Genomic DNA, 25,077 nt, shown 5'->3' with positions numbered 1-25,077 from the left:
TGTTTATATTTGGCAGAATCCTTAATCCAATATCAAAAAAGAATGTCAGAAGAACAGAAGAAGCAACTCGAAACCCAACTATGGAATATAGCCAATGAATTGCGGGGCAAAATGGATGCAGATGAGTTTCGGGACTATATCCTGGGATTTATTTTCTATAAATACCTATCCGAGAAACAATACTTATTCGCCAACCAGCTTTTGGAAACAGAAGCCGTAAAAGATTACGCCAAATTAACGGATGAAGAAGACCTGGAAGCCATCCGGGAAGAATCACAAATTGAACTGGGGTATTATCTCCGACCGGATGAATTATTCGGCGCCGTAGCCCGAAAAGGAAGCGCCAATACAGAAGCAGAAAGTAATTTTATCCTGGAAGATTTGCAAAGCATCCTTAATAACATCGAACAAAGCACGATGGGCACCGAAAGCGAGGACGACTTCAATAAACTGTTCGAAGACCTGGACTTGAGTAGCACCAAGTTGGGAAGGTCCCCCAATGCCCGGAATGAATTAATAGCAAAAGTGCTTTCCCACTTAGACAAGATCGACTTCGAATTGCAAAATGACGATGGTGATGTTTTGGGTGATGCGTACGAATATTTGATATCACAGTTTGCCAGTGGTGCCGGAAAGAAAGCCGGGGAATTTTACACCCCGCAGCAGGTGTCCAAAATATTAGCTAAAATTGTGACAACGGGTAAATCCCGGCTCAAAAGTGTATATGATCCCACGTGCGGATCGGGTTCACTTTTATTGCGAGTAGCCAAAGAAGCACGGATCGAAGAGTTTTACGGCCAGGAATTGAATCGTACCACGTATAACCTGGCACGGATGAATATGATCTTACACGATGTTCATTATCGGCAATTTGATTTGACCCAAGAAGACACATTGGAAAACCCGCAACACCTGGACCATCGATTCGAAGCGATCGTCGCTAATCCACCCTTTTCGGCTAAATGGAAGGGTAAGAAAAATCCACTGAATGACACCGACGAGCGCTTTAGTCAATACGGAAGACTGGCACCCTCTTCAAAGGCTGATTTTGCCTTTGTGCAACACATGATATACCAATTGGCAGAAAACGGAACTATGGCTTGCGTATTGCCCCACGGGGTGCTGTTCCGAGGTAATGCTGAAGGGACGATTCGTCAATACCTGATCGAGAAACTCAACTACCTGGATGCCGTCATCGGCCTTCCGGCCAATATTTTTTATGGTACTGGCATACCAACCTGTATTTTAGTGATCAGCAAATGTCGCAAAGACAGCGAAAATATTCTATTCATTGACGCATCAGAAGAGTACGAAAAAGACGGGAATAAAAACCGATTGCGGAAAGAACACATCCAGAAAATAGTTGACACGTATCGAAATCGGAAAACCATCGACAAATTCAGCTATCTCGCCCCCATGGAAGAAATCCGGGAAAATGACTACAATCTCAATATTCCAAGATATGTGGACACCTTCGAAGAGGAAGAACCGATCGATATCGAAGCCGTGGCAGAGGAGTTACAAGTATTGGACCGGGAAATCGAAGAAGTGGATGAAGTCATTGCTGGGTATTGCAAAGAATTGAATATTAAAAGCCCTTTTTGAATCTATGGAACGAAAGGATTTATTACCAGAATTAAGATTCGTCAATTTTTCTGACTCCTGGCATATGAGTAATATTGATTCAATATTACATGAATATAGACTAGGTGGAAATTATAAAAACTCTAACAAGAAGACACCATTCCCATTAATAAAAATGGGGAATATAAATAGAGGCAATATTTCCCTGGAAAAATTAGAATACATAAGTGAAGGTGAAACTATTGACAACAATCATAAAATAAATTATGGAGATTTATTTTTCAATACCAGGAATACACTTGAATTAGTCGGCAAAGTTGCCATTTGGAGAAATGAATTACCAATAGCATATTATAATTCAAATCTGTTATATATAAAGTTTGATAATAATTTCTTTATCAATTATTTATTAAACTCATTTAGGTGTCTAAAAGAACTTAGAAGAGTTGCAACAGGAACAACTAGTGTAGCTGCCATTTATACAAGAGATTTTTTAAAGATAAAAATATATACCCCCTCTTTACCCGAACAACAAAAAATCGCATCTTTCCTTTCCTCCGTAGACCGCAAAATCGAACTCCTGAAAAAGAAAAAAGCCCGGCTGGAAGAATATAAAAAAGGGGTGATGCAGAAGCTATTCCCTTCGACAAGCTCAGGGCCAAGCCCGAAGGATTCCAACCCTAATCCCGAATGGCGGTTTAAAGATGAAAATGGGAATGATTACCCGGATTGGGAAGTGAAGAAGTTGGGGGAGATAGGTGAGTTTAAAACAAGTAGTGTAAATAAGAAGATAAATGATGATGAAGAATTAGTTTTCTTGGTCAATTACATGAACGTTTATAATCACGAGTCAATTACAAGTAAAAACATAGAAAATTTGATGAAGGTTTCGGCAAGTCAAAGCCAAATCAAAACAAATAATCTAAAAAAAGGAGATATATTATTTACTCCATCTTCTGAAACTCCGGAAGACATCGGTCATTCCGTTGTTATTTTTGAGGATTTAAAAAACACACTTTACAGTTACCATTTAATGAGATTTAGACCAATCATTGAAATGGATATACTCTATTCACATTACTTTTGTAATACACCAGATATACTAAGGCAAATTAGTCGTTTTGCCACAGGTAGTACTAGGTTTACAATATCAGTTGATTCATTTTCAAAAATCAAGGTTCATCTTCCTGATACTAGAGAACAACAAAAAATCGCCAATTTCCTCACTTCCATAGACAGTAAGATCGAAAAGATCAATACCCAAATCGAAGCCACAAAACAATTCAAAAAAGGACTGCTTCAGAAAATGTTTGTGTAATGACCACCCAATCCGAATACATACTGGAAGAAAGCTTAGTCGATCAGCTCAAGGAATTGGGGTACGAGAAAGTTGCCATCCGGGATGAAAAAGACCTGATACAGAACCTCAAGACACAACTCGAAAAGCATAATAAAACACAACTGACTGAATACGAATTTAGCCAGGTACTTAACGCATTGGCGAAAGGCAATATCTTCCAAAAAGCAAAAATTCTTCGGGACAAAGTGGAATATATCAAGGAAGACGGAGAAACGGGGTACCTGGAATTGATCAATCAAATTCACTGGTGTAAGAACGAATATCAGGTCACACACCAAATTTCGATGGAGGGCAAATACAAAAACCGATACGATGTAACCCTATTGGTCAATGGTCTTCCCCTTGCTCAAATCGAACTCAAAAGAAGAGGGCTGGAACTCAAAGAAGCATTCAACCAGACCAACCGATATGAACGGCATTCTTTCCAGGCCGGGAAAGGACTGTTCCAGTACATTCAAATCTTTGTGATCAGCAACGGCGTAAATACGAAATATTACGCTAACAATAGTATCAAAGCCCGAAGCTTCAAACAAACATTTTTCTGGGCTGATATCGACAATGCTATTGTTACCCAGTTGAGCGAATTTGCCAAGGTGTTTTTGGAACCTTGCCACTTATCAAAGATGATCACCAAGTACATTGTACTGAATGAATCCCACAAGATATTAATGGTGCTTCGCCCCTATCAGTATTACGCCACGGAAGCCATTGTCGAACGAGTGAAGAACTCCAATAAGTTTGGATATATTTGGCATACGACGGGATCGGGAAAAACACTGACTTCATTCAAAACCAGTCAAATCCTGACTCAATTGCCCGATGTCGCTAAAGTCGTTTTTGTCGTAGACCGGAAAGACCTGGATTATCAGACCATCAAAGAATTTAATAGTTTCAGCGAAAATAGTATCGATGGTACGAATAATACAAATTCACTGGTTAAACAATTTTCAGACGATACCAAATTAATCGTCACTACCATCCAAAAGCTCAATACAGCAATACGAAAAGAACGCTATCTGAAAAGAATGGAGCGATTCCGGGAAGAAAAAATCGTCTTTATTTTTGACGAATGCCATCGGTCGCAGTTTGGGGAAACCCACCAGCGTATCCGGGATTTTTTCGAAAGTGCCCAAATGTTTGGATTTACCGGAACACCGATATTTGCTGACAATGCGGTAAAGAATGAATTGGGGAAAAGAACCACAAAAGAACTCTTTGGTGACTGCCTTCACAAGTATGTTATAACGGATGCGATCCGGGACCAAAATGTTTTAAAATTCTCAATTGAATACATCCGAACGTTTCGGGAAAAAGATCACATAGTAGACATTGAAGTCGACGGCATTGACAAAGCCGAGGTAATGGAAGCCCCGGAAAGATTGGAGAAAGTTGTAAACTATATAATAACCCATTACAATCGCAAAAGTCATAATAAAGCCTATACCTCCATTTTTTGTGTTCCGAATGTGGATACTCTTATCCGGTATTACGAGATATTTAAACGCAAAAAAGAAGAAGGCCAACACGATTTGATGGTAGCGACTATTTTTTCTTATCAGGCCAATGAAGAGGATGCAGATGCCAATGGTTTTATACCGGATGAAGGATTTGGAGAAGATAGTGAATCTACCCTGCTAAAAGCTGCCGACCCGAAAGTAGAATACAAATCCAAACACAGCCGGGAAAAACTGGATGAATTTATCGATGACTATAACCAGGCATTCAATTCCAATTATTCTACCAACGACTTTTATGGATATTACAAGGATATAGGAAAGAGGGTACGGAATAAACAGGTAGACATTTTACTAGTGGTCAATATGTTTCTTACCGGATTCGATAGTAAAAAACTCAATACCATATATGTTGACAAAAATCTAAGGTACCATGGTTTAATTCAGGCCTTTTCCCGAACCAATCGGATACTGGACGAAAAGAAATCACAGGGTAATGTTGTATGTTTTCGCAATCTCAAAAAGAACACAGACGATGCCATTACATTGTTCTCAAACAAGGACGCCATCGAAGAAATTATCCTTGCTCCTTATGAAAGCTATATTGATGAATTTGCCAAAGCCGTCGAAAAGTTATTGATTATTGTCCCTACCGTGGATAGTGTAAATCATTTACAGACTGAAGACGATATCCTGGAATTTGTAAAAGCTTTCCGGGAATTAATGCGCATCAAAAATGTATTGACCACATTCACGGAATTTGATTACTCCGACCTTCCTATTGATGAACAAACCCTGGAAGACTATCAAAGTAAATACCTGGATATTCGGGATCGGGTGCAAGACGACAAAGAAAAAGTGTCGGTTCTGAATGATATTGATTTTGAAGTGGAATTGATACACCGGGATGAAATCAATGTCCAGTACATATTGCAACTTTTAATACAAATCAAAGACAAAAAGCCCCAGGACCAGGAAGATCAGATGCGGACAATATCCAATATCCTGGCAACCGAAACGCAGTTGCGAAGCAAAAAGGAATTGATCGAACGGTTTATCGAAGAAAGTTTGCCGGAAATCCAGGATACGGATGATATCCCGGAAGCATTCGAAGCATTCTGGACAGAGGAAAAGACCAAGGCTTTGCAATCCCTGAGTAATGAAGAAAACCTCAATGCGGCCAAACTCAATACCGTTATTAGCAATTATCTTTTCACTAAAAAAGAACCCCTCCGTGAAGAATTAATCGAGGTGATGAACACCCGACCCAAACTCAAGGAACGCAAAAAGGCATCCAATCGGGTATTGGATAGGATCAAAAAGTTTGTAGAGACATTTATTGAAGGGATGGGGTGAAAATTTCTTTCTTATAGTTCAAAATGAATTAATCCTTCTGATTCACTATAAACGACTTTTTCAAATCCAAAAAATTCCTTCAAGCCATCAATTTCCGAGTTACCTATTTTAACAACCAAAAATTTTTCAACAGACAAAGAATCTAATCTAATTATAAATTTTGTAACACCTTTTTTGAGTTGTACTATTATTAGTTGTGCCAGTTCCTTATAAATCATTATTTGATCAGAATTTAAGGAATAATATAGACCTTGATTCCTAGAGTCGAATAATTTGTGTAATGAAAGACTATCCTTTTCGAGGTTATCTCCCTTTTGAACAAATTCATTAATATTTATCATAATTAAATTTTTACGCAATATATTTTCAATTTCATATCAATCAAAATCTTAAAACATACTATACCACATACTCAATTTGATTTTGAATCTACATATTGAATATCAGAAATTTACGATGAATTTATTTATCTTTAAAGGTGGTCAAATGAAGCATTCATGTCTAAATTTTCCAACTTTCCGACCTTGATAGATCAGATGCGTACGCTGGAAATTTCCGTATTGAAAAAGGAAGGTCTCTTAAAACCGAACACTTTCAGTGCGGTTTACATAAATTGGCGACGCAACGGCCAAAAGATAGCCCGTATTCATGTATTGATTGATACTGTTGACGCTATGCCTTATATAAAACTGAATTATTACTATGGCAAGGAACACCGTCAATACAAGGTTAAATTAGTTTCACAACCATCGAATCTGGGCAAAGGCAAAGTTTGGTATTTTCTATGCCCACATACTTCAAAAAGGTGTCGCAAACTCTATAATAAAGACGGATACTTCTTTCACAGAGATGCTTTCGACAATTGTATATACGAAAGCCAAGCACGCAGCAAAAAAATGAGAAAGATTGAAAAGCGGTTCGGTTCTTACTTCGACCGGGATAAAATTTTTGAAGAAAGACTCAAAAAGTATTTCAAGACGCACTACGATGGTAAACCCACGAAAAGGTTTTTGCGATTACAAAAGAAAATTGATGAAATCGACCAGATCAGCCATGAGGAGTTTGTGGCGTTGCTGGTGAGTTGAATAACTGTTAAGAAAATATAAACTTACTACCTTCTGTATCTATCTTTGTAAAACCGAAATAAGTTTTTATTTCTTCCAAAAGCTTTGAATTTAAAAATCCTGTGTCCACATCTGCATCGTCCCTTAATAAATCATCACTTTTAAGAACAAAATACCTACTACCTCTTGCAAGGGTAAAGGCTACTTCCTGAATAAAGAACAAGAAAAATAATTTTTGATTTTCATCTAGGCCCTCCCAAATAGGATTAGTTCTGCAAAAATTTTCTGTGACCCATAATGCTTTGTATTTAGCTTCCCGGCCATGTTCGAGAACTTCTTTAACTAGATTATCCATTTTTAAATGCTTTTAACTAAAGATACATTTTTTATTACAAACCACACCTTTTATATGCAAATTGTATGCAAATAAAAAAAGAGCTATAACGACAAACGCTATAACTCTTTGATTTACAAGTGGTCCCACATGGGCTCGAACCATGGACCCCCTGATTATGAGTCAGGTGCTCTAACCAGCTGAGCTATGGGACCTGAAAAAACGGACTGCAAATTTATAAGAAATTGCTGTCTAAAAGAAAACTTTTTGCGATAATTATTTTGAAATTATTCTCCCGGGGTTGTTTTTGAGAAAATCATTCCAATTTCCCCCTTTGCTGGAAGGGATCCTATTCTCTTCTCCCATAGCCATGCAGACTGCGGCCGCCAATGCATCAGTAGCATCTAAAGTTGATTGATCAAGGTTTTTTTTGAGAATAATGGCAAGCATTCCAGCGACTTTCTCTTTGCTGGCATTCCCGTTTCCTGTCACTGATTGTTTAATACGCTTTGGAGAAAATTCCTGAATTTCCAAATCCATAGCAGAAGCAGCTGCAATAGCCACTCCTTGCGCTCTGCCTAATTTCAACATTGATTGGGGGTTTTTCCCATAAAAAGGGGCTTCAATAGCCATTTGCTCCGGCCCATACCTTTCAATGACATCCTGTATACGTAAGAAAATCTCTTTCAATTTGGTTTGGTGGTTATCAAATTTTGCAAGCTTTATGATACCCATTGACAATACGGTAATATTCCCTTTATTGGTTTCGATAATTGCATAGCCCGTTATTGTACTTCCCGGATCAACACCTAATATTCGCATTCATTATTTTTTGTCATACCAATTTACAACTACTATTTAACATTTTTTTGTGTCCCTAGAGTGTATTTCAATCGTTCATTATGAGAACGGTTCAATTTTAACTAAATTTTCGTGTGAAGTTCTAATTACTGTTTTGTGTTTTTGTTCCTTTTTAATGTTAGTCTATTAGAAATTAGTTTCTATCGGAAAATGATTATTTAAATAATCAAAATGAATTGAATCACGTTACCATTGTTAGCGATGTAATAAATTGAAAAGAATTAATGAACTCCATACCCAAATATTTTCTATCTCTATTTGTTTTTATCATTTTCCCAGGAAGTGACCCGGAAAAGAAAAAAACTGGTACGGAACCTGATAACCCCGCTCCGATAACTGTTACCAATGACTATTGCAGGACTGACAATAATACATTTAGTGACAATGAAACACTTACGTATAAAATCTATTACAATGTAAATTTTATTTGGATCGGTGCCGGAACGGTAACTTTCAATATAGATAAAAGGGGCAGTAACTATTTTGCAGAAGCAGTCGGCAAAACGTATGGTGGATACGATTGGATTTTTAAGGTACGGGATACATTTCAATCCGTTCTGGATCAAAATACTTTGTTGCCAATTGAATCGACGCGTGTAGTAAATGAAGGAAATTATACGAAGTATGATCATGTACAGTATATGAGAAATAGTCGACTGGCTAGATCAGCAATGGGCAAATCACGTCTAAATGCTGAAACAAAAATTATAACTGTGGATCAATGCGTTCACGATGTTTTATCCACTCTTTATGCTTTTAGAAACACTTCTGTTCAGAGTCTTGCCAATGACAAAAGATATTCGTTGGATATGCTGTTAGACCGAAAAAAATATCCCGTTTCAATGAAGTTTGGTGGAGAAGAAAAAAAGAAAATAAAAGGAATAGGTCCATTGGATTCTTACCTTATAGAACCGAAAGTAGTAGTCGGCAATATTTTTAGTGAGGAAGACGGAATGAAGATATGGGTGTCAAAAGACCAAAATAAAGTTCCCTTATTGATCGAATCACCAATAGCTGTTGGTAAGATTAAGGCTGTATTATCCGGGCACAAAGGGCTGAAATACCCAACAAATGGATATTAAATGAAAAAAGTAAGAAATTCAATACTATTACTAATCATCTTACTTCTCATAGCAGGTGGACTAGGGGGCTATTTCTGGGTAAAGAATCTGGAATATAAACGGGTAATTACACAAAGCGATATTCTCCTCACACAAATAGAAAATGTAAAAAAATTAATTGCAGTTGAGGGTTATTTCACGGAAATTTACACCCATAAAGATTATTACAAATTCGATGTAGCCCCCCTGCGAAAAAAGGCACTGATACGAGTCAAGGCAAAAGCTTCCGTGGGGTTTGACTTAAGCAATCTTCAGGCACGTACTGATGGCGAAACAAAAACACTATACCTGTCTTCATTTCCACCGCCCGAACTACTTTCTTTAGATCACAATCTTGACTATTATGATATTTCAGAAGGCACTTTTAATTTCTTTACCACTACCGATTACAATGTAATCAACAACAATGCTAAGGTATTTATTGAAGACAAAGTGGAATCCAGTGAACTGATGACGCAGGCGGTCAAACAGGAGGAGCAAATCATGGAAACCATTAAGGACCTGGTAAAAGGAATGGGATGGAGATTGGAAATAGTCGAAAGTCCGTAAAAAGGGAGCCTTCCTATCAGGTCTCTTCCTGTAAGCTCAAATAAATGAAATTTTGATTATTCACTGAGGGTGATTATCTTACTTTCAATTTTTCCGATAAAAAGGCATTTTTTTAGGGAAAATTCTGAAATGATTGCTTACAAAATTTAACTATGGCAGAAACCAATACTACTAACCGTAAAAGAACAGAGTTGTTAGGCCATCCGGTAGGATTATTCATACTATTTTTCACGGAGCTTTGGGAACGATTTAGCTACTATGGGATGCGGGCCTTGTTGGTACTGTATATGACAGCTATTTCAACCGGCGATAATCCGGGGTTCGGATGGTCCAATGAGGATGCACTCCAATTATATGGCTGGTACACTATGTTGGTTTATATTTCCAGTATACCGGGAGGATGGATTGCGGACAAAATATTAGGTCAAAAGAAAACGGTAATGTTAGGTGGTGCTTTACTTTGTGCCGGTCATGGTGTTCTGGCCATTGACAGTATTTCTGCCTTTTATGCTGGATTAGGACTTATCATAGCAGGTGTGGGTTGCCTGAAACCAAACATTTCCACGATGGTAGGTGGGTTGTATGGCGCTAAAGATGAAAGAAGAGATGTAGGTTTTACGATATTTTACATAGGAATAAATATCGGTGCACTCTTAGCTCCGTTACTTTGTGGTTACCTTGGCGAAAAATACGGATGGCACCTTGGTTTTGGTCTGGCAGCTATCGGGATGTTTTTTGGACAGATTGTGTATATCTGGGGGCAAAAATATTTAAAAGGCGTTGGAGATTTTATTGGGAACGATGACAACCCTCACAAAGAATTTCAGGATAAGCCCCTCACATCCCAGGAAAAAGACCGGGTTAAAGTTCTATTCATTTCTTTTCTGTTAGTAATTTTATTTTGGGGGGCTTTTGAACAAGCTGGTGGTTTACTTAATCTGTGGGCAGATCAAAAAACAGACCGGATGTTTTTGGGGTGGGAAATTCCGGCCTCCTGGTTTCAATCCGTTAATTCCTTTTTCATAATCACCTTAGGGAGTCTTATCGCAGGTTTTTGGTACCGTCGGAAAATGAAAGGAAAAGAAGCTTCTTCATTGTTTAAAATGCCAGTAGGACTTATCATTCAGGGAGTTGGCTTTTTCTTTATGGCCTATTCGGCATTGGAGTTTGCAGGTAATGGTTCTACTTCCTTTGTGTGGTTGATTCTTTTTTATCTTTTTTCTACCATAGGAGAGCTGTGTTTATCACCGGTAGCATTATCCTTTATTACTAAGTTGGCACCAGTGAAATATGCCTCTTTAATGATGGGGGCTTTTTGGGCGGCTACCGGCCTTGGAAATAAATTGGCCGGACTATTAGGTGAGTACTCCCAGAGCGCCGGTGAATTTGAAATCTTTACGGGAATTGCTATTTTTAGCATAGCTATTGGAGGGTTAGTACTATTGATATTAAAACCACTAAAACGGTTAACACACGGTGCTGAAGATTTAGCCGTACAACCAGCTCATTAGAAGGATTTTGCAATTTAAATACTAAGATTTTAACACCTAATTTGTAAAAAAGTAGAAAAGAAATGGCTGACGAGAACAAATCGTACATTCCGGCATATGTCAAATTGCCTGAGACAACTGTTAAAGCTTTTATTTTAGGGGCAATTTTATCAATGGTCCTTGCTTCTGCGAATGCGTACTTGGGTTTATTCGCAGGGATGACTGTCTCTGCAAGTATTCCTGCTGCTGTATTGTCTATGGCTATCCTTAAACTTTTCAAAAATAGCAATATACTTGAAAATAATATTGTACAGACTGCTGCCTCAGGTGGTGAATCCTTAGCCGCCGGTGTAATATTTACTTTCCCTGCGCTTGTAATAATGGGATACTGGACTGATTTTGATTACCTGGAAACCATGCTTATTGCCCTTTGTGGAGGTATTCTTGGCGTATTTTTTACAATTCCACTGAGGAGTGCACTAATAGAAAAGCAAAAACTTCAATTCCCGGAGGGAGTAGCCACTTCGGAAGTACTGAAATCCGGAGAAAAGGGAGGTGATTCCGTAAAGTTTTTAATTTGGGGTAGTTTAATAGGTGCCGGGGTGAAATTAGCTGAATCCGGGTTAAAACTTTGGAATGGGGTATCTGAGGGCGCAGCACTGGTAGGTAACAAGCTATACGCTTATTTCGGTATGAATCTCTCGCCGGCGTTAATTGCAGTAGGATATATTGTTGGACTTAAAATTGCAATATTGGTATTTCTGGGTGGTGTCATTAGTTGGTGGGTTGCTATTCCCATTCTTATGTGGTCGCAGGGAATTCCGGAAGGTATGGGTATGGTAGATGCGGGATATGCTATGTGGAGTGCAAAAATAAGGTATATCGGAGTCGGGGCCATGGTGGTTGGAGGGCTTTGGGCATTAATAGACCTGAGGGGCTCAATCGTGTTTGCAGCAAAAAGTGGGTTGGCAGCATTGCGTAGAAAAATTGATTCCAATGAAGTATTGAGAACTAACTATGATACTCCAATGTCCTGGGTAATTATTGGGATCGGTGTGTTGATTATTCCGATTTATATAATTTACCAACGAATGATTGGTGATGTGGGAATATCCATTTTTATGGCTATTATCATGGTGATTGCTGGTTTTTTATTTGCGGCTGTAGCTGGATATATGGCTGGTTTGGTAGGTAGTTCGAACAATCCAATATCCGGTGTTACTATTGCTACTATTCTTTCATCAGCCTTAATCCTTCTCGCTCTTATGGGCTCAGGTGCCGAAAGGGGACCGGCAGCAGCTATAATGATTGGAGCTGTTGTTTGTTGTGCTGCTGCCATAGCGGGTGACAATATGCAAGATCTCAAAGCAGGTAATATCTTAGGGGCCACCCCCTTCAGACAACAAATAATGCAAATGGTGGGTGTGGTTGCTGCAGCTATCGTGCTTCCTCTGGTTTTACAACTTTTACACACTGCCTATGGGTTTGGACCGGCTACACCGGACAACCCGGAAGCCCTCGCTGCGCCGCAAGCAACATTAATGGAAAGTGTTGCTAACGGAGTCTTTAGTGGAGACCTACCCTGGGATATGGTGTATATTGGTATGGCAATCGGCGCTATAATAATAATTGTTGATCAATTGCTAAAGAAAAGAAATTCTTCATTCCGCGTGCCTGTTCTCGCTGTTGCTGTAGGTATTTATTTACCCTTTGAATTAGATAGCGCTATTATGCTGGGAGGACTAGTAGCCTGGGGTGTAGAAAGGTTTTTGCGTACCAAAAAGGATCAGGATGTTGAAGAGTATGAAGAAAAAGCTAAAAACAGTGAACAAGCGGGATTGTTAATAGCATCGGGCTTAATTACAGGTGAAGCTCTAATTGGTATTTTATTGGCTATCCCCGTAGCTATTTATGGAAGGACCGACATTATGGCAATAATTGACCAACCATTTTCATCTTTAATCGGAGTGATTATTATTATTGGGCTTTGCTACTTCATTATTTACAATGCACGAAAAGCCTTTACATTGAATAAACAAAATAAAAATTAATTAATCAGTTCTAAAAATGGGTCTTCCGTTTTTTGAAAATCCGTAAAATCATCACCTGACTTTATATTTGATAGTGTCAAATCTTTGGATCCGATGGTATGCTTAGGAGCGATCATTGCACCTGATTCGAGTTTTTTCCATCTTTCCCAGGTAGCTAATACTCCGGGTTCTGAAATAACAGATACATACATCTCAAAAGATGTCGGTAAGTAATTTTGATCAAAATTCCAAAGATAATAATCGCCGGGTGTTACACCGCCAGAAGTATATTCTACCTTTAACCGAAGAGTATCTTCTCGGGTAACCAAAGATCGTTTAGTGCCGGGGTCAAATAATTTTGCCGGAGCATTCAGCCAGAATGCATCGTTGCAAAAATTACTCCAGGCCTTATCCAAAATGGACCTAAGGTCCTCTTCAAATAGCAAAGTATCATTACTATATGCAAGACCTTTTTTAGTGTTCAGGTCCATCACTACCCGGTAGTGATCCCAGTCTGTTTCGAGATAATTGCGTTCCCGGTCCCATAAATAATTCCTCGGCCCCGGAAAAGTCCATTGAATCCACTTTGTACGATCCCATTTTTCTTTGTTGATGGCTACTTCAATGTTTCGTGCTACCTGGTCAGCATTGTTTCCGGATAAATCCGTATTTGATTCAATACAGCTAAAAAATAGTAGAAAGAATAAAACCCCAAATATGGAAATCTCTGAAAGCCGATAGGAATGCATAATTAAACTATTAATTAAAATCAAAGAAGTAGCATCTTGTATTGAGTTGTAACTATTATAATAAACAAAATGTTTTGACTTTGCCAAAAATCCGGTTAGAGCATAATTTGTTCTGCACTTTTAAGAAATCAAGCGCTCAGGGATGAGGGTGCGAATTCATTGGATGAATTGCTACAACAACACTGCTACCTCTAATCACCGGAGAGAGATCTATGGATACAATACCTCGGTTTAGATATTGCTTGATGGTAGCTATGCTTCAAAAGGTTGTGAAAAATAGTACGGCGGGATTGGTACTGGTACTCTCTATAGAGACGGTCAGACGCATTGAATATTAGTCCTTATCATAAAACTAAAAAAGCGAAGACTCAATTTGGCCTTCGCTTCTTTTTCTTTGAAATTAAAATCTTCGTAAGTTTTAATTTAGAATATAACGAGCCGCCAATCCACCGGATTCAGCCCCAAAACCTACTCCACCCGTAAGTCCGAGTCTGGGTATCCAGTCGATACTTAAATTTAATGGAATATCTTCAAAAGCATAGTCTAGACCCAGGTTTCCTGCGATTCCTACAATGGTAGCAGTACCTGTGTAACCACTTCCATAGAAACCCAGATAAGCTCCACCTCCAAAATACCAGGAAAGTCCAGATAGGTCTGGAATCGCACTGTGTTTTTGGGCTAAACCAGTTACGGTAAAATAACTGTAAAGTCCTGAGTAGTTTCTAAAATTCACAATACCTTCTCCAGCCAGATCATCTGAGAAAAAATGTTTGTAGGATCCTGCAAATCCCCAACCAAGACGCGCACCGATGGCACTTTCGTAGCTCTGGGCTTCAACCTTACTAAAACCGGAAAGGATAAAAAGGAACAATAGCGGTAAAAATAATTTTTTCATAGAAATAGATTTTTTCATAAAAATAACACATTAATATCAAATATACTGGAGTTCAATTACAACTTAAATAGTTTTTCAATAATAGTGATTAATATTTAAATATCTTCAAAGTTTGAAGATAACAAATCAAACCACCCAAAGTGGTATCATTTTTTTTAAAGTGGGTTTTTTCTCGTAAATTAGCCTATGACGGTTTCCCCGATGAACAATAAATATGAAACCACTTTGCAATAAAATTTTTTAGAAAATATTCAATAATAACGAGGTTTATGACATAAGTTGCTTTGATTCATGGTATATATTCCATGAAATAACGGTAAATCTATGCACCGGAAGAAGCATTTTAGGGCATAATATAATAATGGGTAGTCTTCAATAACAAATCATTGATTCATTAAAAATTACAACGATGCTAAGAATCCACTTGTACAATATTCATGGACTTATCAAAAGTGATGGTCTGGAAATAGGCAAGGATGCCGATAATGGGGGACAAATAATATATGTATACGAACTGGCTCGGCATCTTTCCCAACAACCCGATGTGGAATTTGTACACATATTTACCAGATTAATTGATGATCCTGATGAGTCGCCCGCATATAGCCAGCATATTGAGAAAATTAATGACAAGTGTGACATAAGGAGAATTCCATTTGCGGGAAATAAATATATGAGAAAGGAGCGATTGTGGGATCATCTTGATGAATATGTGGAAAACGCTAAGAAATATATCAAGGAAAATGATATTCGTCCCAATTGGATCCATAGCCATTACGGTGATGCAGGATATGTAGCTAGGGAGCTTTCCATCCATTTTAATATTCCTTTTGCCCATACGGGACATTCATTAGGCCGGCCGAAGAGGAACAAAATGAAGGACCTTGGTATGACAGCAGAAGAGGCAGAAGAGACTTTTAATTTCGAGAAAAGAATAGCTGCAGAAGAATCCTGCCTTACGCTTGCCGAATTTGTTATTACCTCGACGTATCAGGAAATCAGCCACTGGGAAGGATATGAAAATTTTCCAAAGGCTACATTTCACGTTCTACCCCCGGGAATTGATACGGATAAGTTTTTCCCATACTACCAATATCAATTAGAAAACGAAGAACTTCAACAACAAGTAGCACAGAGAAAGTATTGGGTGAGCCAGTCAATTGAGAAATTTCTTGTAAATCCTTCCAAACCGGCTATCCTGGCACTGGCCAGACCCGACAGAAAGAAGAATTTACATACCCTAATTGATGCTTATGGAAGTGATAAAGAAATGCAATCTTTAGCGAATCTGGTGATCTTTGCGGGGATAAGAAAGGATATTTCTAATATGAAGGGGGCTGAAAAAGAAGTGCTTACAGAGATGCTCCTGTTAATGGATAAGTATGATCTTTATGGGAAATTAGCTATCCCAAAGAAACACGATATTGAAAATGAGGTAAGCCTGATTTATCAATATTGTGCTGAAAAAAGAGGAGTGTTTATTAATCTAGCCCTCCATGAAAATTTTGGACTGACTACTATAGAAGCAGCTGCTACCGGTCTTCCGGTGGTAGTCACCAAGAATGGTGGACCTTCTGAAATTATCCCAAAATGTAAAAATGGGTATTTAGTTGATCCTTTGGATAAATATGAAGTGAGGGAAGCCATAAAATCTGTACTTACGGATGAAGGAAAATGGCGTAGGTTCTCAAACCAGGGAATAATTGCCTCCAAAAAATACTACAGTTGGGATTCCCATACTAATATATACGTTGGTTGGATCCAGGAAACGCTTGCACCCAAGCAACCAAGGAAGCCTAAAGAACTAAAAATTCCTAAAGCAAAAGCCGAAAGGTTTAAAAATGCCAGGAATTTATTGATCACAGATATTGATGGTACGCTGATAGCCTCCGAGGAATCTTTTCCTGGTTTAGACAAATTGAAAAAATTTATTGAAAGTCAAAGGGAAGATTTTTGTATTGCTGTTGCTTCGGGGCGATCTATTGAACTTATCCGTAAAGTCATGAAAAAAGTGGATCTGGATGTCGATATGATAGTTAGTTCAGTAGGAGCCCGAATACATTACGACCTAAATGAGGAAGCTAATGATGAAGATTGGATGGATTATCTTGATTTCAAGTGGAACCGTGATCGCATTTTGAAAAAACTTTCGACCATTCATTGGCTTGAACTACAAGAAGAGGATGCACAGGATATTTATAAATTGTCATATTATTACAATCTTGCAGATTTTGACGAAGATATTATTCGTTCCAAGTTGGGAAAGGATTTTTACCAGATTACTATGGTGAACTCCCATCAAAAGTACATAGACATTTTACCAGTCAATGCTTCCAAGGGTAATGCTATCCGTTACTTATGCCAGAAGTGGTCAATCCCATTGAGAAATGTTATTGCTTGTGGTGATTCAGGTAACGATATGGACATGTTCCGTAAACCAATTAAGGGAATTATTGTCGGAAATAGATCGCGTGAACTCAACTATCTGAAAGAAGATGAATATCTTTATCTGGCAGAAGGAAAAGCCGCTGAAGGCATTATTGAAGGGCTAAACCACTATGGTTTTAAAATTGACAATTAGGAATGTATACAGGAAGTGGATATAGAGATTGGGAAATTGGAGATATTGAAGTTATCAAAGACGGTGATATGTATCACCTCTTTCATCTGATTATACCCAATCACGATTATATAGCACATGCCGTTTCAACGGATGGCATTAATTGGAGAAGGGTGAAACACGCCTTATTTGTGGGGCATCCAGGAGAATGGGATGATGATATGGTGTGGACCATGGATGTTTCGCGTACTGAGTATGGATACGAAATGCATTATACAGGTTTGCAATTGGCTGATAAAGGTGTAATTCAAAAAATAGGAAGGGCGGTTTCGCAAAATCTTTACGATTGGAAAAAGGAAAATAACTATAACCTTCCCCTGGCTTCTGAAGGACCTCATTATGAGGATCCTGAAAATAATCCAAGGACCTGGTTAAGTTTCAGGGACCCCTTCAGGTTTGTTGAAAACGGGGAAAAGTATTTACTTGTTTGTGCCAGAAGTAATCACGGCCCTATTAGTAGAAGGGGGTGTGTGGGGCTGGCAAAACTGGTAGATAATCAGTATGTTTTGCAGCGACCATTGCTTCACCCTTTAGCATATGATGATATCGAATGTCCCTGCCTCATTATCAAAAACGGAAGGTATTACTTACTGGGGTCAATTCGCGAAGATATAAAAGTCAGGTATTGGTATTCCGAACAGTTTGGCGGTCCTTATAAAAGTTACCATTCCGATGTTTTGATGCCACAAGGAAATTATGCAGCCCGGATAATTAGGGATGGAGAGCGTATTCTTGTATATAACTTTTACTTTCTCAACAGGGAAATTAATTTTAAAAGGGTTTTACCACCCCCTAAAGAGCTTGATACAGATAAGAAAGGAAGGTTATACTTGAAGAGCTATGACGGGTGGGACAATATGATAAGTAAAACCATTTTACAAAATGATTTTGCTGAAGTATTGCCCAATTTGCAGAATAGTTCAGCATCAATGTTTGTCGAGGAAAGCAAATTTACTTTCCGATCCGTATCCGGGTATGAAGTTTTTACGTTCAATAAGCCCTCCAAAAATATTATATGGACGGGAACACTTCATCTTGAAGGTATGGGAAAAAGTGGATTAGTCATAAATGCGGACAGGCACGGTAACGGCTACTTTATCGCATTGGATTTTGTTAATGGGTATGTACAGATTCGAAAATGGGGCTTTAATCCGCACGACAATCACAATAATTTTATTTTCAATAATTTGCAAAGCGGATTATTCCAGCCGCCTGAAGATCGAAAGATCAATTTCAAGATGATAGTATACGGGAATTATCTGGAGCTTTCTATTGAGGACAGGGTTATTCTGACATTAATTGATTACCAATACTCGGATGATGGAATTGGTTTGTATTCCGCTTCATCAGTTATTTCGTTAATTGATAGCAAAATTCATATTCTGGAGGATCCGGAAACACAATATGCAGCGGAGGAAGATTTTGACAATATGGTACAAATTCCCGGGCCTATTTAACCGAATTTTTTGAGCGTGCGTTTATTCGCAGCCAGGCTAATTCTCGATTAATTTTGGATACTTCATTCGCGGGGTAACCAAAATAGGTTTTATCGGAAGGTAAATTTTTGGTTACTCCAGACTTAGCCAGAATTTTCACATTTTCCCCAATAGATAGATTTTGTGCAATTCCCACCTGACCCAGAATGACCGCGTTTTTGCCAATAGTGCACTTTCCTGCAATACCTACTTGTGCAGCGATCAAGGCATTCGGACCAATGATTACACCGTGGCCTACATGTACCTGGGCGTCGAGTTTAGAGCCTTTCCCAACTGTGGTATCCGATGTCACTCCGCGGTTAATGGTGCAGCCTGGTCCGAGAAAAACATTATCTTCAATGATGACCCTGCCGACAGTATGCCATGATGTATATTCATCCCCCTCCTTTTTAAAATAGAATGCATCGTTACCAATCTGATTATTTGACATGATAGTGACCCCTTTCCCTATAGACGTATATGGTCCAAGGTATGAAAATGATTGAATATATGTTTCAGGGCCAATAGTTACATTTTCTCTAATTATTACATTTGGTTCAATACTGGCAGTAGGGTGAATTTTTGCAGTTGGGTGGATCGCTGAATTGGCGGCATGAGTTTGTCTTTCTCCGGTGGCTAATTCACTGAACACCTGAAATGGAGAATTTACCACTAACAAAGTTTTGCCACTGGGGCATGAAACCTCTTTGTCGATTAATATGACGGTAGCTTTGGAATTCAAAGATTTTTCATAGTATTTTTCCACATCTACGAAAGTAATATCTCCTTCTTCGACCCGGTGAATTTCATTTAGTCCGTATACTATATTTTCATTTTCACCTATTAACTTAGCGTTGTATTTATCGGCGATTTTGTTGACCGATATTGGCTCAGAAAACTTCATAGAAAAAAAGTAATTTATATATAAACGAATTTTCTCAGTAAAATGTACCTTGATTCACAATAAATTTTAACATGGAAAATAGAATCGTAGGTGTTTACGACAATGAGATCAAGGGACCTTTGGCAATTATTATTGGCGGTGTTCACGGTAACGAAAAGGCAGGCGTAAAGGCCCTGGATTTATTGTTTAAAATGCTGGAAGTAGAGCCTATCACGAATAAACAATTCAAATTTTCTGGAAGGTTGGTAGGAATAAAAGGGAATCTTCAAGCACTTTCGGTTGATCAAAGATATATTAGCGAAGACCTGAACAGGATTTTTCTTCGAGAAAAGATTGAATCAGCTTTGCTCCAGGAACATCCGGTAGATGAAGAGGCTGAGCTGATAGGAATTATTAATGAAATTGACAGACAGATTGAAGAATATCAGCCCAACGAAATTTTTGTACTTGACCTACATACCACTACAGCATCGGGCGGAATATTTACAATTGTCAATGATACTCCTGAATCCATTAAATTAGGATTAAAGCTGGATGCCACGGTAATTGAAGGTTTTATTAAGGACTTACACGGTACGGTACTACATTATTTTAATGAGGAGAACTTAAATAGACCTTGTGTTTCACTCTGCTTTGAATCCGGACAACACGATGACAAACTTTCTGTCAATAGATGTATAGCAGCTTCGGTCAATTTTCTGAGCGCCATTGAATGTGTAGAGAAATTTCATATTGAAACAATCCATGAAGAAATCCTTAATAACTATGCCAATGGACTACCAAAACACTGCAAATTAATTTACACATATAAAATTGACAAAAATGAAAATTTTAGAATGAAGCCTGGCTTCAAAAACTTTGACAGGATAAGAAAAAACCAGATACTGGCAACAAATAAAGATGGATGTATCAAAGCACCTTCAGATGGTATTATGATAATGCCTCATTACCAGGAAAAGGGTAGTGATGGTTTTTTTTTAGTGAAAGATGTTCTTGGGGAAAAGATCCCTAAAAAGAGTTTTTTATAAGCTTCCTTTGTATAAGCCTCCATCCACGAGAATCGTTTGACCGGTCACATATCCACTATGTGGCGAAAGTAACCAAACGGCTAAAGAAGCTAAATCTTCTGGTATTCCCAGGCGTCCTACAGCAGTCTGATTGGCAAAAGTTTTTTCAATCTCATTTTTTTCTTTTTCTGACCCTGCTTGTTTTTCAATTAAATTTTTCAGCCTTTCAGTTTTGTGGTAGCCTGGCCCTATTATATTGAGGGTAATATCTTTTCCGTTAATCTCATTAATTATAGATTTGACCAATCCCACTACGGCCATTCTATAGGCATTGCTCAATACCAGGCCTTCGATGGGTTTCTTTATCGATACACTTTCTATAAAAGTTATTCTACCGTAATTGCGCTCTATCAGAGAAGGTAAAATTTTTAATAACAAATGGGCTTTCCATCTAAATACCATTTCATACCCTTTATCCCAGGTTTCAATAGTTGAACCCAAAAAATTACCTGCAGGAGGGCCACCAGCATTGACAAGAATTCCATGAATCGGAAAATTTTCCACTTCTTGGAGAAGAAAATTAATTCCATCTTCACTCATAATATCCGCCTGAATTGTCTTTGAATTGGGATGTTTTAAATGAAATGAGTTCAATTTTTCTTCAGATCTGGCTACTACGATAGTAAAACCTCCTTCTTCCTGAATTTTTTCAGCAACAGCTAATCCTAACCCACTACTTGCTCCAAGTATCAAAAAATTTTGCTTTCCAATATTAAGATCCATACAGAAATAAACGTTTACATATCAGTTATTAAATAGTCAAATATAATTCCTTCCGTAATAGGATTTTACTCGACCTTTGCCTAATGAGGGAAAATACTAATATTTAACAAAACACATAATGCTTTAATTAATTTAATTACCCCGAAATAAGTTTTCCTGTTGAAAATATTACTAAATTTCCAGTTTTTTCATTGAAACCAAAAGAATGAAAAAGCAGGATGTTCTTATTGTTGGCAGTGGAGTTGCCGGAATGACGTTGGCAATTAATTTAGCTGAACGAAGGCCAGATTTAAAAATTACTGTATTAAATAAAACCAAAAAAGGAGAAAGTAATACGAGTTGGGCTCAGGGAGGTGTTGCATCAGTTTGGAATCGAGAAGTTGATGATTTTCAAAAGCATATAGAGGATACACTTGATGCAGGCGACGGGCTATGTGATCCCGATATTGTTAATTTAGTCATAACTGAAGGGCCTCAAAGAGTAAGAGAGATGATTGAATGGGGAGCTCGGTTTGATAAGGAACCTGATGGAGGTTATGACCTTGGCAGAGAAGGGGGACATTCCGAAAATAGGATATTACACTTTAAAGATAAAACAGGGTGGGAAATTCAAAGGACTATTTTAGATAAGGGGAGTGATTACCAAAATATTACAGTAATCGAAAATGCCTTTGCAATCGACCTTATTACCCAGCACCATCTTGGAAAGGTCATTACCAAAGCTACCCCAGATATTCGTTGTTTTGGAGTCTATGTAATGGAAAAGGAGAACCAGGCAGAAATCGAGCCCTATTTGGCAAAAGTCACCATACTCGCAACAGGGGGGGCAGGTCAGGTTTATCGCAATACTACCAACCCTCTGGTAGCATCGGGGGATGGTATTTCGATGATGTACCGGGCAAAGGGGACCATTAAAGATATGGAGTTTGTTCAATTCCATCCTACTTCCTTGTTTAATCCCACCGGAGAAAAGCCTGATTTCCTAATTTCGGAGGCAGTTCGGGGCTACGGTGCCGAACTAAAGACACTGGATGATAAGCCCTTTATGAAAAAGTATGATGGAAGAGGGTCGTTAGCACCCCGGGACATAGTAGCTCGTGCGATCGACCGGGAGATGAAAATTCATGGTTGGGATTATGTATACCTGGATTGCAGGCACTTGGACAAAGAAGGGTTTATTAATCATTTTCCTACTATTTATGATAAATGTAAAAGCCTGGGCATCGATCCACTTAAAGATTTCATTCCGGTAACACCTGCGTGTCATTATATTTGCGGAGGTATTTTGGTCGATTCTATCGGACAATCATCAATTCAGCGATTATATGCCTGTGGTGAAGTGACCTGCACCGGCTTGCATGGTGCGAATCGGCTCGCTTCCAATAGTTTGCTGGAAGGAATGGTGTTTGGGCACAGGATTGCAGAGCATATTGAATCGAATATTGATGATTATGAGATAATTGATCATATTCGAGACTGGGACGCCCATGGGACAACCCAACCTGATGAAATGGTTCTTATCACTCAAAGCATAAAAGAGCTCAAAGAAATCATGAGTAGCTATGTGGGAATCGTTAGGTCTAACGTTCGTCTCAAAAGGGCGTTGAACCGTTTGAGTACTTTGTACAAAGAAACAGAGGAACTTTACCAGACAACAACACCTTCTCCTCAACTTGGGGAATTAAGAAATTTGATCACAATTGGTTATTTAATTACTAAATCTGCAGCATATCGAAGGGAAAGCAGGGGATTGCACTACAACACAGATTATCCTGAAAAGCTTCCTTACTTAGATCATATTTATTTGTAAAACCTGATTTCTTAACTAATTTAAGCTTCAGGACCGGCAGAAAACAGCGAGATGTCCACTTCTTTCATGTGGAAATGCTATAAAGAAGATATATACACAATATTGATGATTATAAGGGAATCCACAACATCACTTTTCGTGGGGAGAATGGTACCTAACGGTCTGTTGTATTTCACACCTTTATTTGAATTTGTTGCTATTAGCCTGTTTAGATTTTTAGCTATAGGGCAAGTGGTCAAATGGTAAAATGTGAAATTACGCTGGAGGTTTGATTGTTTTTACCAAAATAATCATTCGTGAATTTTAATTCCAATAGAGGTTTTTATTCCAAACTATTCCTCTTCATCAGGATTTTTATGGGGAGTTGAAAAAAGTTCAAAATGCCATTGTTGATTTTCAGTGGGATTATTCTTTTTATCATTTTTTTTTGAACCAGAGGATTCTAATTTTTTCTTCAAATTATTAATAACAACTGTTAGCTCATCTTCTTTGGCATATTGGTGTTGAATTTCTTTTTCTAATGTTGAAATCCTTCTGCCTAGTCTTTCTTTTTCTGCACTTACTTCATCTTCCATTTCTTTGATACGGGCTTCATTATAAAATTTACAAATAAAAAACCCGAGAATGCTAAATCCAATTGCCATGACCACGTATATAAGAATATCTATTCCTAGAGAAGAAGATACCTCTGCTTGCAATGGTAATAAGGTATACATATTTTGAAGCATAGCTGCCATATATTTAATTATTTTCGTTGAAGGAGGATTTCAGCCCTGCGATTTAAATACCTTCCTCCAGCTGTTAAATTGGATGCTATCGGCTCTTGCTCACCCTTAGAAAGGATCGTAATATCTTCCGGGGCTATGCCATTTTGAATTAATTTATCTTGAATGGATTTAGCTCTTTTCATACCCAATCGATAATTTGTTGTTTCTGTAGCTTCGCTATCTGTATGACCGGTGACAATAAATTGATAGTCCTTCCTTCCCCAAATATTTGTTAACGAATCTATTGCATCAGATATTTTAGATGAACCTCTTTCTTCTTCCGAAGCAAAGGGATAGAATACAAAATATCTTTCGTTATTAATAACCTGAAGGGGTTGATCTTTATTAAAAACCTGGATTTCATAATAATGGCTAATCCCTGTTGTATCAATTCCGGAGCTAGGTTGTAATTTAATTCCTGTGGGCAGTAACACATGAGAAGAGTATTTTTTCCTGATTTCCCTTACTAAATCTTCAGACCTTTTTATGCCTAATGTCTCAAAAGAACCACCAGAAAAAGACTCCTCTTCCGTATAGTAAGAAATTATTTGTATTGCTTCATTGGTTTGTAAGTTGGAATAAAGAGAATCAACTTTTGAGGATAGATTTAGGTTATTCGAATCAAAAGTGAATGTAAAGGAGGTAACATTAGACTTCCTGGCAGTATCAGTATGGTTTGAAGAATTTTCAAGATCTATTTCTACCGTTTCATGGGAGACTTTATCAAATTGAATATGCCCTCTTTCATACAAAAACCAATACCCCCAACCAACGAACCAGAGAAAAGCTAAGATCCCGACTATAGTTTTCATATTGGACGAGGGTTTAAAAATTTGTTATCTTCAAATTTAAAAAAATTGAATC

The 25,077-nt window shown here is 38.1% G+C and carries 21 protein-coding genes and 1 tRNA gene; 12 read left to right on the top strand and 10 right to left on the bottom strand.

Features of this window, described 5'->3' with window-relative positions; all coding sequences use genetic code 11:
* Positions 1-42 precede the first annotated feature (42 nt).
* From LVD47_RS06425 to LVD47_RS06415, 3 genes are read left to right on the top strand one after another with little or no spacing between them, the layout of a single operon-like run.
* Complete coding sequence (locus LVD47_RS06425; RefSeq protein ID WP_236974738.1) at positions 43-1,605, top strand: type I restriction-modification system subunit M; 1,563 nt, start codon at positions 43-45, stop codon at positions 1,603-1,605.
* 4 nt (positions 1,606-1,609) lie between these two features.
* Entirely contained in the window at positions 1,610-2,902 is a 1,293-nt protein-coding gene (locus LVD47_RS06420) for a restriction endonuclease subunit S (protein ID WP_236974737.1), read from the top strand.
* On the top strand, positions 2,902-5,754 hold the full coding sequence (locus LVD47_RS06415; RefSeq protein ID WP_236974736.1) for a type I restriction endonuclease subunit R: 2,853 nt from the start codon (positions 2,902-2,904) through the stop codon (positions 5,752-5,754). The genes LVD47_RS06420 and LVD47_RS06415 overlap by 1 nt, the downstream gene beginning before the upstream one ends.
* An 11-nt stretch (positions 5,755-5,765) precedes the next feature.
* Here the strand turns inward: LVD47_RS06415 and LVD47_RS06410 are convergent, their stop codons facing one another.
* Positions 5,766-6,095 (bottom strand): hypothetical protein, encoded by a 330-nt coding sequence (locus LVD47_RS06410; RefSeq protein WP_236974735.1) that lies wholly within the window; start codon positions 6,093-6,095, stop codon positions 5,766-5,768.
* Positions 6,096-6,251: 156 nt separating this feature from the next.
* On the opposite strand from LVD47_RS06410, the gene LVD47_RS06405 reads away from it, so the two are divergent.
* A complete protein-coding gene (locus LVD47_RS06405; RefSeq protein WP_236974734.1) occupies positions 6,252-6,839 on the top strand; it encodes a hypothetical protein in 588 nt (195 codons plus the stop codon).
* A 7-nt stretch (positions 6,840-6,846) separates the two neighbouring features.
* Here LVD47_RS06405 and LVD47_RS06400 read toward each other — a convergent pair whose 3' ends face one another.
* The 3 genes from LVD47_RS06400 to ruvC all read right to left on the bottom strand — a co-directional run bounded on the left by LVD47_RS06400 (position 6,847) and on the right by ruvC (position 7,974).
* On the bottom strand, positions 6,847-7,173 hold the full coding sequence (locus LVD47_RS06400; protein WP_236974733.1) for a hypothetical protein: 327 nt from the start codon (positions 7,171-7,173) through the stop codon (positions 6,847-6,849).
* A gap of 120 nt (positions 7,174-7,293) precedes the next feature.
* Positions 7,294-7,367: transfer RNA gene (locus LVD47_RS06395), tRNA-Ile, on the bottom strand.
* Positions 7,368-7,428: 61 nt separating this feature from the next.
* Positions 7,429-7,974 (bottom strand): crossover junction endodeoxyribonuclease RuvC, encoded by a 546-nt coding sequence (gene ruvC / locus LVD47_RS06390; protein ID WP_236974732.1) that lies wholly within the window; start codon positions 7,972-7,974, stop codon positions 7,429-7,431.
* 263 nt (positions 7,975-8,237) lie between these two features.
* Here ruvC and LVD47_RS06385 point away from each other — a divergent pair, with 263 nt between their 5' ends.
* From LVD47_RS06385 to LVD47_RS06370, 4 genes are all read left to right on the top strand, one after another.
* On the top strand, positions 8,238-9,095 hold the full coding sequence (locus LVD47_RS06385) for a DUF3108 domain-containing protein (protein ID WP_236974731.1): 858 nt from the start codon (positions 8,238-8,240) through the stop codon (positions 9,093-9,095).
* Positions 9,096-9,683: a DUF4230 domain-containing protein gene (locus LVD47_RS06380; RefSeq protein ID WP_236974730.1), complete on the top strand. Its 588-nt coding sequence runs from the start codon at positions 9,096-9,098 to the stop codon at positions 9,681-9,683.
* A gap of 152 nt (positions 9,684-9,835) precedes the next feature.
* Positions 9,836-11,194, top strand: a complete 1,359-nt coding sequence (locus LVD47_RS06375) for a peptide MFS transporter (protein ID WP_236974729.1) — start codon at positions 9,836-9,838, stop codon at positions 11,192-11,194.
* 62 nt (positions 11,195-11,256) lie between these two features.
* Positions 11,257-13,224 carry an OPT family oligopeptide transporter gene (locus LVD47_RS06370; protein WP_236974728.1) on the top strand — a complete coding sequence of 656 codons (1,968 nt, stop codon included), beginning with the start codon at positions 11,257-11,259 and terminating at the stop codon, positions 13,222-13,224.
* On the opposite strand, the gene LVD47_RS06365 is transcribed toward LVD47_RS06370, so the two are convergent.
* Positions 13,221-13,952: a hypothetical protein gene (locus LVD47_RS06365; RefSeq protein WP_236974727.1), complete on the bottom strand. Its 732-nt coding sequence runs from the start codon at positions 13,950-13,952 to the stop codon at positions 13,221-13,223. The two genes, LVD47_RS06370 and LVD47_RS06365, sit on opposite strands and share 4 nt — an antisense overlap.
* 418 nt (positions 13,953-14,370) lie before the next feature.
* Entirely contained in the window at positions 14,371-14,847 is a 477-nt protein-coding gene (locus LVD47_RS06360; RefSeq protein WP_236974726.1) for a hypothetical protein, read from the bottom strand.
* A 409-nt stretch (positions 14,848-15,256) separates the two neighbouring features.
* On the opposite strand from LVD47_RS06360, the gene LVD47_RS06355 reads away from it, so the two are divergent.
* Together LVD47_RS06355 and LVD47_RS06350 are read left to right on the top strand one after the other, a co-directional pair.
* Positions 15,257-17,428: an HAD-IIB family hydrolase gene (locus tag LVD47_RS06355; protein ID WP_236974725.1), complete on the top strand. Its 2,172-nt coding sequence runs from the start codon at positions 15,257-15,259 to the stop codon at positions 17,426-17,428.
* Positions 17,429-17,430: 2 nt separating this feature from the next.
* On the top strand, positions 17,431-18,924 hold the full coding sequence (locus LVD47_RS06350) for a family 43 glycosylhydrolase (RefSeq protein ID WP_236974724.1): 1,494 nt from the start codon (positions 17,431-17,433) through the stop codon (positions 18,922-18,924).
* Here the strand turns inward: LVD47_RS06350 and LVD47_RS06345 are convergent.
* Complete coding sequence (locus LVD47_RS06345) at positions 18,917-19,846, bottom strand: LpxD N-terminal domain-containing protein (RefSeq protein WP_236974723.1); 930 nt, start codon at positions 19,844-19,846, stop codon at positions 18,917-18,919. The genes LVD47_RS06350 and LVD47_RS06345 overlap by 8 nt on opposite strands.
* Positions 19,847-19,917: 71 nt before the next feature.
* Here LVD47_RS06345 and LVD47_RS06340 point away from each other — a divergent pair, with 71 nt between their 5' ends.
* Complete coding sequence (locus LVD47_RS06340; RefSeq protein ID WP_236974722.1) at positions 19,918-20,874, top strand: M14 family metallopeptidase; 957 nt, start codon at positions 19,918-19,920, stop codon at positions 20,872-20,874.
* Here the strand turns inward: LVD47_RS06340 and LVD47_RS06335 are convergent.
* Complete coding sequence (locus tag LVD47_RS06335) at positions 20,869-21,636, bottom strand: SDR family oxidoreductase (protein ID WP_236974721.1); 768 nt, start codon at positions 21,634-21,636, stop codon at positions 20,869-20,871. The two genes, LVD47_RS06340 and LVD47_RS06335, sit on opposite strands and share 6 nt — an antisense overlap.
* A gap of 205 nt (positions 21,637-21,841) precedes the next feature.
* On the opposite strand from LVD47_RS06335, the gene nadB reads away from it, so the two are divergent.
* Positions 21,842-23,446 carry an L-aspartate oxidase gene (gene nadB, locus LVD47_RS06330; RefSeq protein ID WP_236974720.1) on the top strand — a complete coding sequence of 535 codons (1,605 nt, stop codon included), beginning with the start codon at positions 21,842-21,844 and terminating at the stop codon, positions 23,444-23,446.
* 332 nt (positions 23,447-23,778) lie between these two features.
* On the opposite strand, the gene LVD47_RS06325 is transcribed toward nadB, so the two are convergent.
* Both LVD47_RS06325 and LVD47_RS06320 read right to left on the bottom strand, forming a co-directional pair.
* Positions 23,779-24,183, bottom strand: a complete 405-nt coding sequence (locus LVD47_RS06325; RefSeq protein ID WP_236974719.1) for a hypothetical protein — start codon at positions 24,181-24,183, stop codon at positions 23,779-23,781.
* A gap of 8 nt (positions 24,184-24,191) precedes the next feature.
* Positions 24,192-25,025 (bottom strand): OmpA family protein, encoded by an 834-nt coding sequence (locus tag LVD47_RS06320; RefSeq protein ID WP_236974718.1) that lies wholly within the window; start codon positions 25,023-25,025, stop codon positions 24,192-24,194.
* Positions 25,026-25,077 lie beyond the last annotated feature (52 nt).

This window comes from Membranihabitans maritimus (assembly GCF_021729145.1).
GTDB lineage: Bacteria > Bacteroidota > Bacteroidia > Chitinophagales > Saprospiraceae > Membranihabitans > Membranihabitans maritimus.
This window is presented reverse-complemented; position numbering and strand designations above follow the sequence as displayed.

Coding starts and splice junctions, on each gene's coding strand:
- LVD47_RS06375 (WP_236974729.1), top strand. CDS start 9,836: ATGGCAGAAACCAATACTACTAACCGTAAAAGAACAGAGTTGTTAGGC.
- LVD47_RS06370 (WP_236974728.1), top strand. CDS start 11,257: ATGGCTGACGAGAACAAATCGTACATTCCGGCATATGTCAAATTGCCT.
- LVD47_RS06405 (WP_236974734.1), top strand. CDS start 6,252: ATGTCTAAATTTTCCAACTTTCCGACCTTGATAGATCAGATGCGTACG.
- LVD47_RS06415 (WP_236974736.1), top strand. CDS start 2,902: ATGACCACCCAATCCGAATACATACTGGAAGAAAGCTTAGTCGATCAG.
- nadB (WP_236974720.1), top strand. CDS start 21,842: ATGAAAAAGCAGGATGTTCTTATTGTTGGCAGTGGAGTTGCCGGAATG.
- LVD47_RS06360 (WP_236974726.1), bottom strand. CDS start 14,847: ATGAAAAAATTATTTTTACCGCTATTGTTCCTTTTTATCCTTTCCGGT.
- LVD47_RS06380 (WP_236974730.1), top strand. CDS start 9,096: ATGAAAAAAGTAAGAAATTCAATACTATTACTAATCATCTTACTTCTC.
- LVD47_RS06350 (WP_236974724.1), top strand. CDS start 17,431: ATGTATACAGGAAGTGGATATAGAGATTGGGAAATTGGAGATATTGAA.
- LVD47_RS06425 (WP_236974738.1), top strand. CDS start 43: ATGTCAGAAGAACAGAAGAAGCAACTCGAAACCCAACTATGGAATATA.
- LVD47_RS06400 (WP_236974733.1), bottom strand. CDS start 7,173: ATGGATAATCTAGTTAAAGAAGTTCTCGAACATGGCCGGGAAGCTAAA.
- LVD47_RS06410 (WP_236974735.1), bottom strand. CDS start 6,095: ATGATAAATATTAATGAATTTGTTCAAAAGGGAGATAACCTCGAAAAG.
- LVD47_RS06420 (WP_236974737.1), top strand. CDS start 1,610: ATGGAACGAAAGGATTTATTACCAGAATTAAGATTCGTCAATTTTTCT.
- LVD47_RS06335 (WP_236974721.1), bottom strand. CDS start 21,636: ATGGATCTTAATATTGGAAAGCAAAATTTTTTGATACTTGGAGCAAGT.
- LVD47_RS06355 (WP_236974725.1), top strand. CDS start 15,257: ATGCTAAGAATCCACTTGTACAATATTCATGGACTTATCAAAAGTGAT.
- LVD47_RS06365 (WP_236974727.1), bottom strand. CDS start 13,952: ATGCATTCCTATCGGCTTTCAGAGATTTCCATATTTGGGGTTTTATTC.
- ruvC (WP_236974732.1), bottom strand. CDS start 7,974: ATGCGAATATTAGGTGTTGATCCGGGAAGTACAATAACGGGCTATGCA.
- LVD47_RS06345 (WP_236974723.1), bottom strand. CDS start 19,846: ATGAAGTTTTCTGAGCCAATATCGGTCAACAAAATCGCCGATAAATAC.
- LVD47_RS06325 (WP_236974719.1), bottom strand. CDS start 24,183: ATGGCAGCTATGCTTCAAAATATGTATACCTTATTACCATTGCAAGCA.
- LVD47_RS06385 (WP_236974731.1), top strand. CDS start 8,238: ATGAACTCCATACCCAAATATTTTCTATCTCTATTTGTTTTTATCATT.
- LVD47_RS06340 (WP_236974722.1), top strand. CDS start 19,918: ATGGAAAATAGAATCGTAGGTGTTTACGACAATGAGATCAAGGGACCT.
- LVD47_RS06320 (WP_236974718.1), bottom strand. CDS start 25,025: ATGAAAACTATAGTCGGGATCTTAGCTTTTCTCTGGTTCGTTGGTTGG.